The 16,523-nt window shown below is 49.3% G+C and carries 12 protein-coding genes, 1 pseudogene and 1 riboswitch; of the genes and pseudogenes, 6 read left to right on the forward strand and 7 right to left on the reverse strand.

Annotated elements, in window-relative coordinates; translation table 11 throughout:
* Nucleotides 1-18 precede the first annotated feature (18 nt).
* A riboswitch (TPP riboswitch) is annotated at nt 19-113 on the reverse strand.
* Nucleotides 114-231: 118 nt separating this feature from the next.
* Nucleotides 232-1,092: a DNA-binding transcriptional regulator DsdC gene (dsdC, locus tag QJR74_RS09020; RefSeq protein ID WP_304374008.1), complete on the reverse strand. Its 861-nt coding sequence runs from the start codon at nt 1,090-1,092 to the stop codon at nt 232-234.
* 265 nt (nt 1,093-1,357) lie between these two features.
* Here dsdC and QJR74_RS09025 point away from each other — a divergent pair, with 265 nt between their 5' ends.
* Nucleotides 1,358-2,656, forward strand: a complete 1,299-nt coding sequence (locus QJR74_RS09025; RefSeq protein ID WP_441007658.1) for a D-serine ammonia-lyase — start codon at nt 1,358-1,360, stop codon at nt 2,654-2,656.
* A gap of 165 nt (nt 2,657-2,821) precedes the next feature.
* Nucleotides 2,822-3,586, forward strand: a complete 765-nt coding sequence (gene idnO, locus QJR74_RS09030) for a gluconate 5-dehydrogenase (protein ID WP_304371528.1) — start codon at nt 2,822-2,824, stop codon at nt 3,584-3,586.
* A gap of 4 nt (nt 3,587-3,590) precedes the next feature.
* Here idnO and QJR74_RS09035 read toward each other — a convergent pair whose 3' ends face one another.
* From QJR74_RS09035 to apbC, 4 genes are all read right to left on the reverse strand, one after another.
* Nucleotides 3,591-4,736, reverse strand: coding sequence for a DUF4056 domain-containing protein (locus tag QJR74_RS09035; RefSeq protein WP_304371529.1), 1,146 nt, complete (start codon nt 4,734-4,736; stop codon nt 3,591-3,593).
* 115 nt (nt 4,737-4,851) lie between these two features.
* Complete coding sequence (gene ahpF / locus QJR74_RS09040) at nt 4,852-6,417, reverse strand: alkyl hydroperoxide reductase subunit F (RefSeq protein ID WP_304371530.1); 1,566 nt, start codon at nt 6,415-6,417, stop codon at nt 4,852-4,854.
* 64 nt (nt 6,418-6,481) lie between these two features.
* The gene (gene ahpC / locus QJR74_RS09045) at nt 6,482-7,045 is read right to left on the reverse strand and encodes an alkyl hydroperoxide reductase subunit C (protein WP_304371531.1); all 564 of its coding nucleotides are present in this window, start codon (nt 7,043-7,045) and stop codon (nt 6,482-6,484) included.
* Between the two features lie 93 nt (nt 7,046-7,138).
* Nucleotides 7,139-8,248, reverse strand: coding sequence for an iron-sulfur cluster carrier protein ApbC (apbC, locus tag QJR74_RS09050; RefSeq protein WP_304371532.1), 1,110 nt, complete (start codon nt 8,246-8,248; stop codon nt 7,139-7,141).
* 171 nt (nt 8,249-8,419) lie between these two features.
* Here apbC and metG point away from each other — a divergent pair, with 171 nt between their 5' ends.
* Nucleotides 8,420-10,492, forward strand: coding sequence for a methionine--tRNA ligase (metG, locus tag QJR74_RS09055; RefSeq protein WP_304374009.1), 2,073 nt, complete (start codon nt 8,420-8,422; stop codon nt 10,490-10,492).
* A gap of 89 nt (nt 10,493-10,581) precedes the next feature.
* Here metG and QJR74_RS09060 read toward each other — a convergent pair whose 3' ends face one another.
* Nucleotides 10,582-11,535 (reverse strand): YncE family protein, encoded by a 954-nt coding sequence (locus tag QJR74_RS09060; RefSeq protein WP_304371533.1) that lies wholly within the window; start codon nt 11,533-11,535, stop codon nt 10,582-10,584.
* A gap of 311 nt (nt 11,536-11,846) precedes the next feature.
* Between QJR74_RS09060 and cdd the strand changes: the two genes are divergently transcribed.
* From cdd to sanA, 3 genes are all read left to right on the forward strand, one after another.
* On the forward strand, nt 11,847-12,737 hold the full coding sequence (gene cdd, locus QJR74_RS09065; RefSeq protein ID WP_304371534.1) for a cytidine deaminase: 891 nt from the start codon (nt 11,847-11,849) through the stop codon (nt 12,735-12,737).
* Nucleotides 12,738-12,850: 113 nt separating this feature from the next.
* Entirely contained in the window at nt 12,851-14,548 is a 1,698-nt protein-coding gene (locus QJR74_RS09070; protein WP_304371535.1) for an NAD-dependent malic enzyme, read from the forward strand.
* Nucleotides 14,549-14,653: 105 nt separating this feature from the next.
* A complete protein-coding gene (sanA, locus tag QJR74_RS09075; protein WP_441007605.1) occupies nt 14,654-15,517 on the forward strand; it encodes an outer membrane permeability protein SanA in 864 nt (287 codons plus the stop codon).
* On the opposite strand, the pseudogene yeiB reads toward sanA, so the two are convergent.
* A pseudogene (gene yeiB, locus QJR74_RS09080) lies at nt 15,441-16,502 on the reverse strand (DUF418 domain-containing protein YeiB); the annotation flags it as partial. The gene sanA and the pseudogene yeiB overlap by 77 nt on opposite strands.
* Nucleotides 16,503-16,523 lie beyond the last annotated feature (21 nt).

Genomic DNA, 16,523 nt, shown 5'->3' on the forward strand with positions numbered 1-16,523 from the left:
CGGTAGAAAGACAGCCCCCAAGGAGGCGAGTGACTTTCCTACGCTGGCATTATCCAGTTCAGGTAGTACGGGTATTTCTCAGCCTGATTAAGTAGGCACCCCGAGTCGAAGAGAAAGCGTTTCTCTATAACTGACCAGCTTAAGAGATGTTGTGTATCGGTGCAAGGAAACTGTCGTCTGGGGCTGTCGAATAAAATGCGTATAACGTACAAAGCGATCCCCAATCCCGTCTCATCCTATGACACCCGCTTGCTCGGCTATCCACGCCATAAACAGTTTAACCTTAGGCCAATGGGTACCTTGCTGTGTATATAACGCGTAGCCATAAGGGCTTACTAAAATCTTATCGGGAAAGGGGGCCACCAAGTTACCTGATTGAAGACTATCTTCGAGTAAACGCATCCGCCCCATGGCAACGCCACCATGATGGAGTGCGGCGGTAACCGATAACGCCATTTGATCGCAATAGAGATGAGAGGCCGCCGCTAAGCTAATATCGAAGGCCTCTGTCCACTGCTGCCACTCATGGTCACCGCTATTCGTCTCCCATGCTTTATGGTCGTGTAATAAGCGGCATTCTTTTAATCGCTCAGGATGATTCACTAATCCAAACTTGTCAGCATAATAGGCTGAGCAAACCGGTGTCATGGATTCGTTCATCAATGGCGTACAGACAAGCCCGGGTAGATTAAGCTGGCCGAAATTGATAGCAATATCGACGCCGAGCTCATCCAACTGGATAGGGTCATTGCCCGTTGAGAGGCAAACTTCGATACCAGGATATCGGTCTAAAAAATCACTCAGCCGGGGAACGAGCCATGCCTGCGCAAAAGAGGGGCGAGTATAGAGACTCAAGCGCCCTTCTACTCCTTGGTGTTTTAGAGAAAGCAGCTCTTTATTCAGTAAATCGAAAGAATGCGTTATTTTCTGGAAAAGGCGAGCCCCCTCAGTTGTTAAGGTAATTTTGCGGTGCGAGCGAGTAAAAAGCGGCAAGTTGAGCTCATGCTCCAAATGACGAATACGGTGACTGACGGCGCTGGGCGTTAAGCAGAGTATTCTTGCGGCTACAGCAATAGAGCCTTTTTCCGCCACCAAGGCGAAGGTTTGTAAGCGGTTAAGCTGACCTGCTTGAAAACTGTTCAGAATAGTAGCCTCATGATCAACGCCTAGGTTTTATGTGACCTAGGCACTAGGCGGCCATAATGCAATAAATTCATAATAGGTTCACATGATTTGTCCTCACCCTAGGCTGAAAAGCGATCACTTGTCAGCTTACCGGTTACAACAGTATGCTGCCTCTCAAAGGTAAGTCACCACGCCCCGACTAACGCTAGGTGTAGAATAAGTGAATAAAACGATGACGGATAAATACCCCGCTCTGAATAACAATAAGGTTGTTCAGCAGCTCTCAACCCAGACCCCTTTATTTTGGCATAACCCGCAACGACTGCCTGCCAGCGAGGGGTTGAAACGCGTAGGCTTTACCTTAGCGGATGTTCAGGATGCGGCCGAGCGACTGCAACGCTTTGCCCCCTTGATTGCCGAGGCCTTCCCAGAAAGCCGGGCGCGTGGGGGAATTATTGAGTCGGATATTGTTGGCATCCCCGTCATGCAGCAGGCCTTAGCACAACAAGGTCACTTACCCGGTAAGCTCTGGCTTAAAAAGGATAGTCACCTGCCGATCTCCGGATCGATTAAAGCCCGAGGGGGCATTTACGAAGTATTAGTCTTGGCAGAAAAACTGGCGCTGGAATCAGGGGAATTTAGCGAACAGGACGATTACCGTCGACTACTCACCCCCCAATTTCGACAATTATTGGGTCGCTATAAAATAGCGGTAGGATCGACCGGAAATCTCGGCTTATCCATCGGGATTATGGGGGCAACCTTAGGCTTTCAAGTGATCGTGCATATGTCATCCGATGCCCGCGAGTGGAAAAAACAGCGACTCAGGGCGCACCACGTTACGGTTGTCGAACACCAGAACGATTATAGCGTTGCGGTTGAACAGGGCCGACAAACGGCGGCAGAGGATCCTTACTGTTTCTTTATTGATGATGAGCATTCTTCTACCCTATTTCTCGGTTATGCCGTCGCCGGATTACGCTTACCCGCGCAGTTAGCGGCACTAGGGGTCACTGTCGATGAGACTCATCCCCTTTGCGTGTATTTACCTTGTGGTGTGGGAGGCGGGCCGGGCGGCGTAGCATTTGGGCTGAAGTTAGCCTTTGGCGATGCCGTTCGCTGTTATTTTGCTGAGCCGACACACTCACCCTGTATGCTGCTAGGGCTAAGTACTGGCTACCACGAGGCAATCTCGGTACAAGATATTGGCCTCGACAACCACACCATTGCCGATGGCTTGGCTGTCGGCCGCGCATCGGGATTCGTTGGGCGGGCAATGGCGTCGCTAATTGATGGCTGTTATACACTGAGCGATCAACGACTCTCTGACTTACAACGGCTGCTCGATCATAGCGAAAGCGTTCAACTCGAACCTTCAGCCTTAGCCGGTATGCAAGGCCCATTATGGATCGGTAAGGATCCCTCGACGTTAAATACTACGACGCATCTGGTTTGGGCCACCGGTGGCAGTATGGTACCAGAGGAAGAAATGCAACGTTATCTCGCCTTGGGTAACCTGCCCTATTCTTAACACCTCGCGCTAGCGTATAGGGAGAAAGCTTACCTAGCGCACGCTTTACGTATCATCAATTTGTAAAATAAGAAAAGAGTGATATAGATCACATTAACAGCGGGGTTAATTTCGCTAAATAAGCCTCAATTAATTTTTACTTAATGATGAATAAGGAAAACTTGCATGAGCCAACTCTTCTCGCTAACAACTAAACGCGCACTGATCACCGGTTCAGGACGTGGAATTGGCTTCCTTATGGCAAAAGGGTTAGCGGAAGCGGGTGCGGAGGTCATTATTAACGCCACGCAGCAGGCAGGGGCCGAAAGTGCAGCAGCCAAACTCCGTGCACTCGGTTATAGCGCTCATGCAGTGGCCTTCGATGTGACTGACTCCCAAAAAGTAGCTGAGGCCATTGAGCACATTGAATCGACTTTAGGGCAAATCGATATCCTGATTAACAACGCTGGGATTCAACGCCGTCGTCCTTTTCTAGAATTTGCCGAACAGGATTGGAACGATGTCATTGCGGTTAACCAAACTGCCGTCTTTTTGGTATCACAAACCGTTGCTCGCTATATGGCAAAGCGTAAAGCCGGTAAAATTATTAATATTGGCTCGATGCAGAGCGAATTAGGGCGCGACACCATTACCCCCTACGCCGCCTCAAAGGGTGCAGTCACCATGCTGACACGGGGAATGTGTGTGGAGCTCGCGCGCTATAATATTCAGGTTAACGGCATCGCTCCCGGCTATTTCGCTACAGAGATGACTCAGGCCTTAGTCGATGATCAAGCCTTTACCGATTGGTTAACCAAACGTACCCCAGCCGCCCGCTGGGGTAACCCTGAAGAGTTGATTGGTGCCGCGGTATTCCTCTCCTCAAAAGCCTCCGACTTCGTCAATGGTCATCTGCTGTTTGTTGATGGCGGTATGCGCGTCGCGGTGTAACTCTTCATTCGCCGTTAAGAGCAGGTCGTTGTTGAGCGTCTTCGGCTTCAGCCTGCTCCGCTAAGCGCTGGAAATCTTCACGGGTAAGCTTCCCGCTCACAGCAGGCAGCCGTTTAGAAGCCTTAATCGGTACCAATTCCAGTGCGGCGACTTTGTCTAAAGTGATCCCGGCCACCTGCTCAGGTAAGGCTAATGCGTGGTTCGCTTCAGGTTCCTCAGGAACCTCACTAGGGCGTCGTGCATTGCTCGTTAGGTAATTTCGATGCCGCACTAACCATTTATTCGGTACCCGACGTTGGCTATCCCACCATTGTCCGTCCAATCGGTCAAAGTGTTGTGCCGTGGCCTGTTTCGAGACTGCCCCCAATTGATCAAGGGCTTGCGTGATAATCGCGGTCGCTCCAGAATTATAATGGTTAATATCGCTCCCCTCCCCCTGCAGCAGTAACGAAGCAGCTAAACGAACCCCTAGAAGGTTGGAATAGAGATCTTCTGGAGAGAACGCGGAGACACCCTCTGGGAAGCCAGGCACCGATTCGAACCCGTACCACTGCGCGATCTCATGCCACGCGGCGAGATCGAATGCCACTCGAGCAGCGGTCCATACCACGACGCTGAAGGCTTGCTGTGGATCGCTTGGCACTTGATAAGGTCGAATAACGATTTCTCGGCGAGCGAGTTCATTACTTAAGCTGACACGAAAAGCAGTTCCTTGATGCTGCAATAATTGACTGGCTATCCAGTACGTCATATCCATACTGTCTCGCACATGCGCCGTATCGATAAACCCGCCCTGCGTGGTGTAGACAATGCCATTCTTTTCACTGCCACCCCCCACCATACTGGTCAATCCTCGTATGACGCTGTCATTGTAGCGATGAGTGCCTAACTGATGACTTTCAACGATGTTATCGAGCCGATAGAAAGGAACCGGTGCGCCTTTCAGTTCAGCGCGCAAGTCATGGCCGAATGCACAGCAAGGTCGAAGTCCTTCGGGCTTTTGTAATACAGGTAATTGACTGGCTGCCGAGGTAGTTTGCTCAGATTGAGTCGCCAAATCGAGGGGCATTTCGACGGCCCATGCACCGGGAAGCAAGGAGAGAGTGATCGCGATAAACAAGGAAAAACGGTGGCGCCAGAGAGGATTCATTCTATTTTCCATTAACTAAATTCTGGTAGTTAACGCGAAAAGTGGGAAGTTGTCATGCTGGTCAATTCTGAAAAGATTGCTTAAGCCAAATGGCTTAAGCAATGAGGGATTTCATTTACACAGGTTGAGTACGGATAAGGTAGTCGAATGCACTTAATGCCGCTTTCGCACCTTCGCCACTGGCAATGATAATTTGCTTGTACGGGACGGTGGTACAATCCCCGGCGGCGAAAATACCTGGTTGGTTAGTCTCACCACGCGAATCGACAATAATCTCGCCCATTGGGTTACGATCAACGATCCCTTCTAACCATGCCGTATTCGGTAATAAACCAATTTGCACGAAGATACCCGCAAGGGCTAGGGTATTAAGTTGACCCGTTTCGCGGTCTTTCCAGACTAAGCCCGTTACTTGTTGACCATCCCCTAACACTTCTTGGGTGTGGGCATTAACGATAATGTCAACATTCGGCAAGCTGCGCAGTTTAGTTTGTAGCACCTGATCAGCCTTCAGCGAATCCGCAAATTCTAGCAAGGTAACATGCTCGACCAATCCTGCCAGATCGATGGCCGCCTCGACACCAGAATTGCCGCCCCCAACAACGGCAACACGTTTACCTTTAAATAACGGGCCATCACAATGCGGACAATAGGTTACCCCGCGCGTACGGTAAGTGTCCTCGCCAGGAACCCCCATATTCCGCCAGCGTGCGCCGGTCGCGACAATAATACTTTTAGCGAGTAGCGTCGCACCGCTAGCGGTGGTCAGTTGGTGAAGGCCACCCTGCTCGCGGGCAGGAATAAGCTGGCTAGCTTGTTGGGCTTCAATAATATCAACCTGATAATCTTCGACATGGGTGCGTAACGCGGTCGCCAAGCGACTGCCTTCAGTTTTTGGTACGGAGATATAGTTTTCGATATCGACCGTATCCAGCACCTGCCCCCCGAAACGCTCGCCCATCAGTCCGGTCCGAATCCCTTTTCGCGCGGTATAGATTGCGGCAGCAGCCCCCGCAGGCCCACTCCCGACAATTAATACCTCGTAAGGGGCCTGTCCCGATAAGGTGGCGGCTTGACGTGCGGCGGCACCGCTGTCCACTTTATTAACGATTTCGGCTAATGTCATACGGCCATGACCGAAGCTTTCGCCATTCAGCAATACTGCTGGTACGCCCATGATATTGCGGTCAGCAATCTCTTGTTGAAATTGCCCGCCATCGATGGCGGTATGGTGAATACGAGGATTCAGAATCGACAATAAATTGAGTGCTTGGACGACGTCAGGACAGTTGTGGCAGGACAGCGAATAGTAGGTCTCGAAATGTAACTCATCGGGTAAAGCTTTAATTTGGTCCAGCAGTGCCTGACTTTCTTTCGACGGGTGTCCACCGGTTTGTAACAGTGCCAGCACTAACGAGGTGAATTCATGCCCTAATGGCGAACCGGCAAAGCGCGGGCCGTGTCGTTGGCCTTGTGGGGTAATTAAAAAAGAGGGCTGACGGACGTCAGTGCGATTTTCTTCAATGAAGTTCACTTTGTCCGATAATCCCGCGATCTGGGTCAGTAGCTGGCGAATATCCGCCGAGGCGGCGGAGTGGTCAAGGGAGGCCACTAAATCGACAGGTTGAATAAGTTTTTCTAAATAGATTTTTAATTGTGCTTGTAACTGAGTCTCTAACATAATGCTCTCCCCCGGATATCAAAACGGGCGCAATCGCGCCCGTAAAAAAACTGCTTAGCGATGCTTAGATTTTACCGACTAGGTCAAGAGAAGGGGCTAGAGTCGCTTCGCCTTCTTTCCATTTAGCAGGGCACACTTCACCTGGGTGAGTCGCAACATATTGCGCAGCTTTTACTTTACGCAGTAGGTCTGACGCGTCACGGCCGATCCCTTCTGCAGTGATCTCCACGGCTTGGATAATCCCTTCAGGGTCGACGATAAAGGTTCCACGATCCGCAAGACCTTGCGCTTCGCGCATGATGTCGAAGTTGCGTGTTAGGGTACCGGTTGGGTCACCAATCATCGCATAGTTGATTTTACCGATGGTCTCGGAGCTCCCGTGCCAAGCTTTGTGCGTAAAGTGGGTATCAGTGGAGACAGAGTAGATATCCACACCAAGCTTTTGGAACTCATCGTAATGGTCCGCGACGTCGCCTAATTCGGTCGGGCATACGAAGGTAAAGTCAGCAGGATAGAAGAAGAAGACACTCCATTTACCTTCAACATCTTTTTCGGTCAGTTCAATAAATCGGCCTGCTTTAAAAGCCGTGTTGCTAAAGGGTTTAATTTTGGTATTGATAATGGACATGATTGGCCTCCGCTAGAATGTTATGGCTACCTTAAAGTACCCTCCTTGCTAAGGCCAATCACTCTTATATATCGGTCTAATCAGTAATACCTATTAAAGGGTTCTAATCGATATATCTTCTGGAATAACAGCACCTTGCCAGAAAAGCTGGGTTGCAATATTCTCAGCAATCTCACGATATAGTTCGCTAAAATGCCCCGCTGGGTCCCTGATTACGGTCGGCACACCCGCATCCAGATCTTCTCTTAATTGAATATGCAGAGGGACTTTTCCAAGTACCGGTACATGGTAGTCATCACTGAGCGATTGAGCCCCTTCATGACCGAAGATCGCCTCTTGATGGCCGCAGGCTTGACAGATATGCACACTCATATTTTCGACAATGCCTAGAACCGGTACCTCGACCTTGTTGAACATTACCACCCCTTTGCGTGCATCGAGTAAGGCGACATCTTGCGGTGTGGTGACCACTACCGCACCGGTAACCGGAATATTCTGCGCCAAGGTGAGCTGGATATCGCCGGTACCCGGTGGCATATCCACCACTAAATAGTCCAAATCGGGCCACAGCGTCTCGTTCAGTAGCTGTAACAATGCCTTACTGGCCATAGGGCCTCGCCAGATCATCGCATTATCATCAGTGACCAAATAGCCAATAGAGTTGGTCGCAAGTCCATAACTCATGATGGGTGCCATATGCTTGCCATCCGGCGATGAAGGACGTTGATCTGCTGTTCCAAGCATTTGGGGAATTGAGGGGCCATAGATATCGGCATCGAGTACCCCAACCTTAATCCCTTGATCGGCTAGGGCTAACGCGACATTCAGCGCGGTACTGGATTTACCAACGCCACCTTTGCCTGAACTGACAGCAATGATATTTTTTACGCCTTTCGCGCCAGGTAGTTGCTTAACGCGCTTTAGCGTGGCGATGTGATAGTCGAGATGCCAATCTACTTCGCTGGCGCCTGTAGCCTCTTTTAGCAACGGGGTAGCCCAAGACTGCAATGCTTTAAAACCTTGTGGCCAGGCAAAAGGGAGTTGTAATTCAATATGCAGAGTCTGATCCAGCAGCACGGCATGCTGTAGAGCATGAAGGTCGGCCAGCGATTGCCGTAGGGTCGGGTACGAAAACTGAGCGAGAAGCGGATTCACTATGTCACGCAAATCAGAGGACGGCGTGGATGAGGGGGCAAAAGACATGGCATCGCTCCTAGAAGACAGCAGTTAGGCAAATAAGATAGTAACGCATTGGCTAATCTTATCAGATTCTTATCGTCCATGCTGTTAGTTGATGTTAACCGTTTACCTTGTCGGGGCCTTCAGTTACCATTCATTATTCCTTTTGTTCATCTACAGAAAGCTACGCAAATTATGACTCAAGCCACAAAAAAATTACTGGTCACCTGTGCCCTGCCTTACGCCAACGGCTCAATTCACCTTGGGCATATGCTAGAGCATATCCAAGCGGATATATGGGTTAGGTATCAGCGAATGCGTGGCAACACTGCTTGGTTTATCTGTGCCGACGATGCGCATGGCACCCCTATTATGTTGAAAGCTCAACAACTCGGTGTGACACCCGAAGCGATGATTGCGGAAATGAGTGCCGAGCATCAGCGCGATTTCGCCGGTTTCAATATTAGCTACGATAACTATCATTCGACACATTGCGAAGAGAATCGCCAGCTCTCTGAACTGATCTATGGTCGCCTCAAGAGCAACGGTTTAATTAAAAACCGCACCATCTCTCAGCTTTATGATCCTGAAAAAGGGATGTTTTTACCGGATCGCTTTGTAAAAGGTACCTGTCCTAAATGTAAAGCGGCCGATCAGTATGGCGATAATTGTGAAGTCTGTAGTGCGACCTATAGCCCTACCGAGCTGATCGATCCAACATCCGTCGTCTCCGGGGCGACACCGGTAATGCGCGACTCTGAACATTTCTTCTTCGACTTACCTTCTTTCTCAGAAATGTTAAAAGCGTGGACTCGCTCAGGAGCCCTGCAGGAGCAAGTCGCCAATAAAATGCAAGAGTGGTTCGAGACGGGGTTACAGCAATGGGATATCTCTCGCGATGCGCCGTACTTCGGTTTCGAAATTCCGGATGCGCCTGGTAAATATTTCTATGTGTGGTTGGATGCCCCGATTGGTTACATGGGCTCATTCCGCAACCTCTGTAATAAGCGTTCCGATATTGATTTTGATGAGTATTGGAAAAAAGACTCAACCACCGAGCTTTATCACTTTATCGGTAAAGATATCGTCTATTTCCATAGCTTATTCTGGCCAGCTATGCTCGAAGGTAGCGACCATCGTAAACCGACCAACCTGTTCGTCCACGGTTACGTCACGGTGAACGGTGCGAAAATGTCTAAATCACGCGGCACCTTTATCAAGGCGAGCACGTGGTTAGAACATCTGGATGCAGACAGCCTACGTTACTACTACGCGGCCAAGCTCTCCTCGCGTATCGATGATATCGATCTGAATTTAGAAGATTACGTTCAGCGGGTTAACGCCGATGTGGTGAATAAAGTGGTGAACCTTGCGTCTCGTAATGCCGGCTTCATTACAAAACGTTTCGACGGTCAATTAGCCGCAGAGCTCGATGACCCTGCGCTTTACCAACGCTTCGTGGAGGCTTCAACGTCAATTGGTGAAGCATGGGAAAGCCGTGAATTCAGCCGTGCTATCCGCGAAATCATGGCATTGGCTGATGAAGCAAACCGCTATGTCGATGAGCAAGCGCCTTGGATTGTGGCCAAACAAGAAGATAGCAATGCGAAATTACAAGCCATCTGCTCGATGGGTATCCATCTGTTCCGGGTGTTAATGACCTGGTTAAAGCCGGTACTGCCTGCATTAAGCGAACGTGCTGAGGTATTTTTACAAAGCACATTAACCTGGGATTCAATTGCTCAGCCACTATTAGGCCAACGCGTTGCACCGTTCAAAGCGCTATATCAACGCATTGAAATGGCAAAGGTCGAAGCATTGATTAATGCTTCAAAACAGGATGCCGACGCAGCAGCTCCTGCCCCGCAGCCAGCAAAAAAAGCTGAGAAATCTGAGAAGAAATCTACGGCACCGGTGGTGACCGAGGAAGCGACCTCCGGTCCCATTACGATTGACGATTTCGCTAAGGTTGATATGCGCGTCGCGCTAATCGAAGTGGCTGAACTGGTCGAGGGTTCCGATAAATTACTGCGTTTGGTGCTGGATGTAGGTGGGGAAAAACGTCAGATCTTCTCTGGGATCCGCGCCGCTTATCCAGACCCGTCAGTACTTGTCGGGCGCTTGACCATTATTGTCGCCAACCTCGCACCGCGTAAAATGCGTTTTGGTGTGTCGGAAGGGATGGTACTGTCTGCCGGTAATGGCGGCGCTGATCTCTTTATTCTATCGGCCGACAGTGGTGCGACGCCAGGTATGCCGGTACGATAAGCGTTATTGAATAAAAGCCGGGCGATGCCCGGTTTTTTTATCCTACCATCAACGAGTTATCATCAGTAAACGCCCTCTCAAAGCGTCGACTAGGAGTGGCTAACGAAATAACTGAGTGTCTCGCAGCCTTTACCTATTGGGGGTTGAGCGATAACGTGGTAGGTTGTTAATTCAATTACCGACCAATTACCCGCGCTTTCGTTGGCGACAATTAATAAATTACCGTCTGGACTAAATGCCGCATCCATCGGTTTTTCACCGACCGTTACGCTGGCAAGTGGCGTTAGCTGCTCATCGAATAACGTAATGACAGGTTCCTGATCGCCAATCGCAACCAATACCTTACCATCGTCACGATAGCGCACGACTTGGCATGGACGTTGATGTGCGTTGAGCGGGATGGGGGCCAACCACTGGTGTGTCTCAAGATCCAGTACGAAAAGTTGCGGCGTCTCGCCTGATGAAAGAATTAATCGTGATCCATTGGGTGCGATAGTAATGCCATTACTGGGTTCAGTGAGTGGCAAGGTATGAAGTAATTTACCTTGCCCCTCGTTCAGTGCTACCACACAGAGGCTGTTATCTTCTTCATTTTCGGTATAGAGCTTTTCACCTGAGGGAGCGATGGCTAACCGGTGACAATTTGTGGTCGGTAGCGTTATCTTACGAATGAGTTGGTCAGTGGTAGGATCAATCACTGCAAGGGCGGCACTGTTTTCACAACAGAGATAGACCAAACCATCACTGCCGAGCTGTCCGGTATGGGGAGATTCCAACGGTGCTAATTCAATAAAACCAATGAGTGCCTGTTGGGATAGTGAAAATACGGCCACCTTATGTTGCGGATGGGGATTATCACCATGGATACCATCACCGTAGATGGGGACATATGCCTTGTCGTATTCCTGCAAAAGAATTAACTCATGCGGAGCGGACGGAAGCTGTGTGATAGTTTCCAGTACACGGTAGTCAACAGGATCGACAAAGAGAACATTTTCGCCTTGTTTATCGACAGCAATAATCGATAACTTCTGTGCGGACATAAGTAACTCCTGTTTAGCAGAAACGATTGTTTGAGCTTAGTTCAAGAAGTCAGCATCCGCGAGAGATCGAAAAGGTTATCACTGCTAAAGATCACACAACTTTCGACGAATATTCTCCCCTATCGTCGTGATTCAACACATAAAAGTTAACGCATTAATAAGGTTATGCGGGAATTGGACAGTAAATAGTTTACTATCCCTTTACGCGGCCAAAGTAGAGGTTTTTGCTCAATCAAACTTTGCTACCGTATAAATTAAGAGTCGCTATTATGGAGAGGACTTTTTCTTCATTGCGCAATGAGAAAACTAATATGAAAACTCGCTTAGAAGATGCCCTTCAGCATTGCCCGCCTCAACTCGCCGCAGCATTACGTCCTTATATTATGGCGGATACCTTTAAGGCCAGTTTCAGTGCAGAAGAGGTGAGCGTGCTGAAACACGCTAGCGGCCTGTCAACGACGGATCTATCCCTAGCCTTATTGCCGCTAGCCGCAAGTTATGCCATCACACCGCTCTCTCATTTTAATGTTGGCGCGATAGCACAAGGAATAAGTGGACGCTGGTATCTTGGCGCTAATATGGAGTTCGCCTCAGCGCCTATCCAACAAACTGTCCATGCCGAGCAGAGTGCTATTAACCATGCTTGGATGTGTAATGAACCTCGATTAACCGCCATAACCGTCAACTACACTCCTTGCGGTCATTGCCGTCAATTTATGAATGAGCTAAATAGCGCACAACAGCTCACGATTTATTTACCGGATTGTGCCCCACAACGCTTGCATGATTATCTCCCTAACGCTTTTGGACCAAAAGACTTAGGCATTATCGATACTCTGTTCGACCCGCAGGTTCATGCATTCGCTGTACAATCGGACCCATTGGTAGAGGCTGCGGCGCAAGCGGCTAGCCTAAGCTATGCCCCTTACACGCATGCCTACAGTGGAATAGCATTACAGATAGCTAATGACCACTGGGTCACTGGCCGCTATGCCGAAAATGCCGCTTTCAATCCAAGCCTTCCGCCGTTACAGAGCGCACTCATTATGTTGCAATTACAGGGTTACTCGGTGAACGACATTACCCGAGCCGTACTGGTTGAAGTCAACAATGCAGTCCTATCTCAACAGTCAGCCAGCACTGCCATTTTAACCGCCTTAGGAGGCTATTCGTTAGAAACGCTGAGGATCGACCTAAAGTGATAACGATCGGTTAAATTTGGTAAGAAAGTGACTCAATGCGCGGAAAACCTCAAGCGAGGGGACTATAGTTAGACGACATCACGCCACACACTCATCCCCTAATGGAGTAAAGCATGGAATTGGAGTATGAAAGCGAACGTCCCCTCTATATCCCCTACGCGGGCCCTATTTTATTAGAGTTTCCGTTGCTGAATAAAGGCAGTGCCTTTAGTCAAGAGGAGCGCACCGCTTTTAACCTTAATGGTTTATTGCCGGATAATGTTGAAACCATTGATGAACAAGCCGAGCGTGCATGGCAACAGTTTAATGATTTTCGAAATGATAACGACAAGCACGTATTCTTACGTAATATCCAAGATACCAACGAAACACTGTTCTATCGCTTAATCGATGACCACCTTGAGGAGATGATGCCCATCATCTACACCCCAACCGTGGGGAGTGCTTGTGAACATTTCTCTGAAATTTATCGCCGGGCCCGTGGTGTATTCATTTCCTACCCGCAACGCGATCATATTGAAGACATGTTGCAAAATGCCACTAAACAGAATGTTAAAGTTATCGTCGTCACCGATGGGGAGCGCATCCTGGGGCTGGGTGACTTAGGGATCGGTGGAATGGGAATACCTATTGGTAAACTCTCTCTTTATACAGCTTGTGGTGGTATCAGCCCCGCCTATACGCTACCCATTGTTCTCGATGTCGGCACCAACAATCAGCAACTTCTAAATGACCCATTATACATGGGATGGCGTCACCCGCGGATTACCGGCGAAGAGTATGAGAGTTTTGTTGCTGACTTTATTTCTGCGGTGAAGCGGCGCTGGCCTAATGTTCTCCTACAGTTTGAAGATTTTGCCCAAAAGAATGCCATGCCATTGTTAGAGCGCTATCAAGATGAGCTATGCTGCTTCAACGATGATATTCAAGGTACAGCAGCTGTCGCCGTGGGGACGTTAGTGGCCGCCAGCCGTGCCGCTGGGACTAAGCTTTCTGATCAGCGCGTCGCATTTCTGGGGGCCGGATCTGCTGGATGTGGCATCGCCGAACAAATTGTCAAAGAGATGCAACACGAAGGGCTGTCTGAAAAAGAAGCACGAGCTCGGGTGTTTATGGTCGATCGCTATGGCTTACTGACCGACAAGCTGACCAATCTCCTCGACTTTCAACAACGCTTAAGCCAATCTTCCTCGGCCTTAAGTGACTGGAAGAGTGATAACGACGACTACTCCTTATTCGATGTCGTCCACAATGCTCACCCTTCAATCTTAATCGGCGTATCAGGGCAACCAGGCTTATTCACTGAAGAGATTATTCGTGAAATGGTCAAACATTGTGACACCCCAATTGTTATGCCACTGTCAAACCCGACGTCGCGAGCGGAAGCTACCCCCACCGATATTTTAACCTGGACGGAGGGCAAAGCCTTAGTTGCGACAGGAAGTCCCTTTGGTACGGTAACCTGGCAAGATAAGAAAATTGCTATAGCTCAATGTAATAATGCTTATATCTTCCCCGGTATTGGCCTAGGTGTCGTGGCCAGTGGCGCGAAGCGCGTGACAGAAAACATGTTGCTCAGTGCTTGCAGAGCCTTGGCCGATTGCTCACCAAAAGCTAAACAGGGTGAAGGGCCTATCTTACCGCCGATTACCGAGATCCAATCGGTGTCTAAGCATATTGCCCTAAAAGTCGCTTTAGCTGCGCAGCAAGATGGAGTAGCCCCACAAAGTAGCGAAGAACAGATTAAGGAAGTCGTTGACGCTAACTTCTGGAAACCGCACTATCGCCAATATCGTCGCGCATCAATCTAGTCGCCCTCAGGGTAAGCTGTCATAGTGGCTTACCCTGTTCTCCTTGCCTGATCCAGTTCACTCAAGTACCCTACAGCAAGTGATATTTAAAGGATTTTGTACGGAATGATAAAGCGACTGCTTATCGGTCTACTCGCGCTAATAATGCTACTTGGCATAACCGCAATTGGACTTGATCAGTGGATCAGTTGGAAAACTGCCCCCTACATTTATGATACCGTTTCACAGCTTCCTAAGCGTCAAGTTGGCGTCGTGCTAGGCACGTCAAAATATTATCGTGGTGGCGAGCCAAACCAGTATTATCTTTATCGAATCCAAGGCGCTTTGAATGCTTATAACAGCGGTAAAGTCTCTTATTTGTTGCTTAGCGGCGATAATGCCTTACAAAGCTATAATGAACCTCGTACTATGCGTCGAGACCTAATTAAAAATGGCGTGCGGCCGACGGATATCGTGTTGGATTACGCCGGCTTTAGGACGTTAGATTCTATCGTAAGAACTCGGAAAGTTTTCGATACCAACGATTTTATAATCATCACCCAGCGATTCCACTGCGAACGGGCGCTATTTATTGCCTTACAACAGGGGATCCAAGCCCAATGTTTCGCCGTCCCCTCTCCAAAGAATATTTTGAGCATTCGCATTCGTGAAGTCGGTGCTCGCTTGGCGGCATTGGCCGACCTCTATTTGTTCAATAGCGAGCCCCATTTTCTGGGGCCAATGATCCCAATTCCAAGCCAAGCGCAGTTACCTAAGCATGGGCCGACTTACCCAGCTGTTACGCCAGAGCAGATGGTCGAACTTGAACGGCAACAGGCTAAACACCAGACGTCCAGCGAGTCAGGCGACGCCAACACCACTCCAGCGGCCCTTGGCGAAAGTAACGGAGCCAGTAATAAGAAAATGCCAGATTCAACGCCCAAATCAGAGGCACTACCGCCAACAGCTGACCACGCGTCAATGCCATAAAGTAACCCAATACCGAAAATAATAGGGTGCAAAGTAAGGTTTGAAGGAGATAATTACTCAAGGCCATGCGACCCACCTGTATTAGGAGTGATGTTAATCGCCATCCAGAAATACGCGGCCAATGGGCATGAAATAAGGCAATGTAACCTAAAGCAATAAATGGGCTCCCCAATTCAAGAGGGATCTGTAACCAAAATCCACTCCAACGGAATGACCAACCTGTCGCATATTGTAAATACGTACTTATCCCTGTTAGTACCAGCCCAATAGGCAGTAAAAATCGGTAACAGCGTTGATAATGGTGAATAGACCGCTGACCGAGTAACCATCCTTGACGTGTCAATGCCGCGCCGATCAGCATCAGACCCGCTAACTCCCAACCATACTGGGTCACTAACGCAATTAAACGGCCATCGAATTGCTCGAGACGGTCATGGATGGCTAACCACCCCCCCTTAATCGCAAGAGTGCGTTCAGCAGCGATATCGGCAGGTTGAGGAAGCCAATCACTGCCGGGGTTATGCCCTGAGAGTAGCCCGTATGCGGCTAACAACCCCACACCAAAAAGATAAAAAACCGCGCCAGTACGGAGTAAGTTTCCACTTCGATCGCTGTACGCAATGATGCGATACACCGCAAGTCCGGTCAGTCCCCACGATAACAGAATATCGCCCTGCCACAATAAGATGCCGTGTAACGCACCAAGGACCACCAACCAAATCAATCGATGTGTCATCCACGACATACCACGCGGCAGCTGGAAGATAATACCGGCACCGAATAATAAACCGAGTAGTGAGAGAAATTTCATCTCAGCAAAGAGTTCCAGTACCGCCCACAGCAAGGTATCTATATGGGAAGGAGGACCTTGCCATGCCGGGTTTAAATAGGCGGCTGCGGGAAGTGCAAAACTCACGATATTCAATAGCAGAATACCGAGTATCGCGAGACCGCGTAGACAATCGATTTGGGGATAACGAGGCATGTAAGTAGCGTCTCATTTAGG

The organism is Tatumella ptyseos, from assembly GCF_030552895.1.
Classification (GTDB): domain Bacteria; phylum Pseudomonadota; class Gammaproteobacteria; order Enterobacterales; family Enterobacteriaceae; genus Rosenbergiella; species Rosenbergiella ptyseos_A.

Coding starts and splice junctions, on each gene's coding strand:
- cdd (WP_304371534.1), top strand. CDS start 11,847: ATGAAAACTCGCTTAGAAGATGCCCTTCAGCATTGCCCGCCTCAACTC.
- QJR74_RS09025 (WP_441007658.1), top strand. CDS start 1,358: ATGACGGATAAATACCCCGCTCTGAATAACAATAAGGTTGTTCAGCAG.
- idnO (WP_304371528.1), top strand. CDS start 2,822: ATGAGCCAACTCTTCTCGCTAACAACTAAACGCGCACTGATCACCGGT.
- QJR74_RS09035 (WP_304371529.1), bottom strand. CDS start 4,736: ATGAATCCTCTCTGGCGCCACCGTTTTTCCTTGTTTATCGCGATCACT.
- sanA (WP_441007605.1), top strand. CDS start 14,654: ATGATAAAGCGACTGCTTATCGGTCTACTCGCGCTAATAATGCTACTT.
- ahpF (WP_304371530.1), bottom strand. CDS start 6,417: ATGTTAGAGACTCAGTTACAAGCACAATTAAAAATCTATTTAGAAAAA.
- QJR74_RS09060 (WP_304371533.1), bottom strand. CDS start 11,535: ATGTCCGCACAGAAGTTATCGATTATTGCTGTCGATAAACAAGGCGAA.
- metG (WP_304374009.1), top strand. CDS start 8,420: ATGACTCAAGCCACAAAAAAATTACTGGTCACCTGTGCCCTGCCTTAC.
- apbC (WP_304371532.1), bottom strand. CDS start 8,248: ATGTCTTTTGCCCCCTCATCCACGCCGTCCTCTGATTTGCGTGACATA.
- QJR74_RS09070 (WP_304371535.1), top strand. CDS start 12,851: ATGGAATTGGAGTATGAAAGCGAACGTCCCCTCTATATCCCCTACGCG.
- ahpC (WP_304371531.1), bottom strand. CDS start 7,045: ATGTCCATTATCAATACCAAAATTAAACCCTTTAGCAACACGGCTTTT.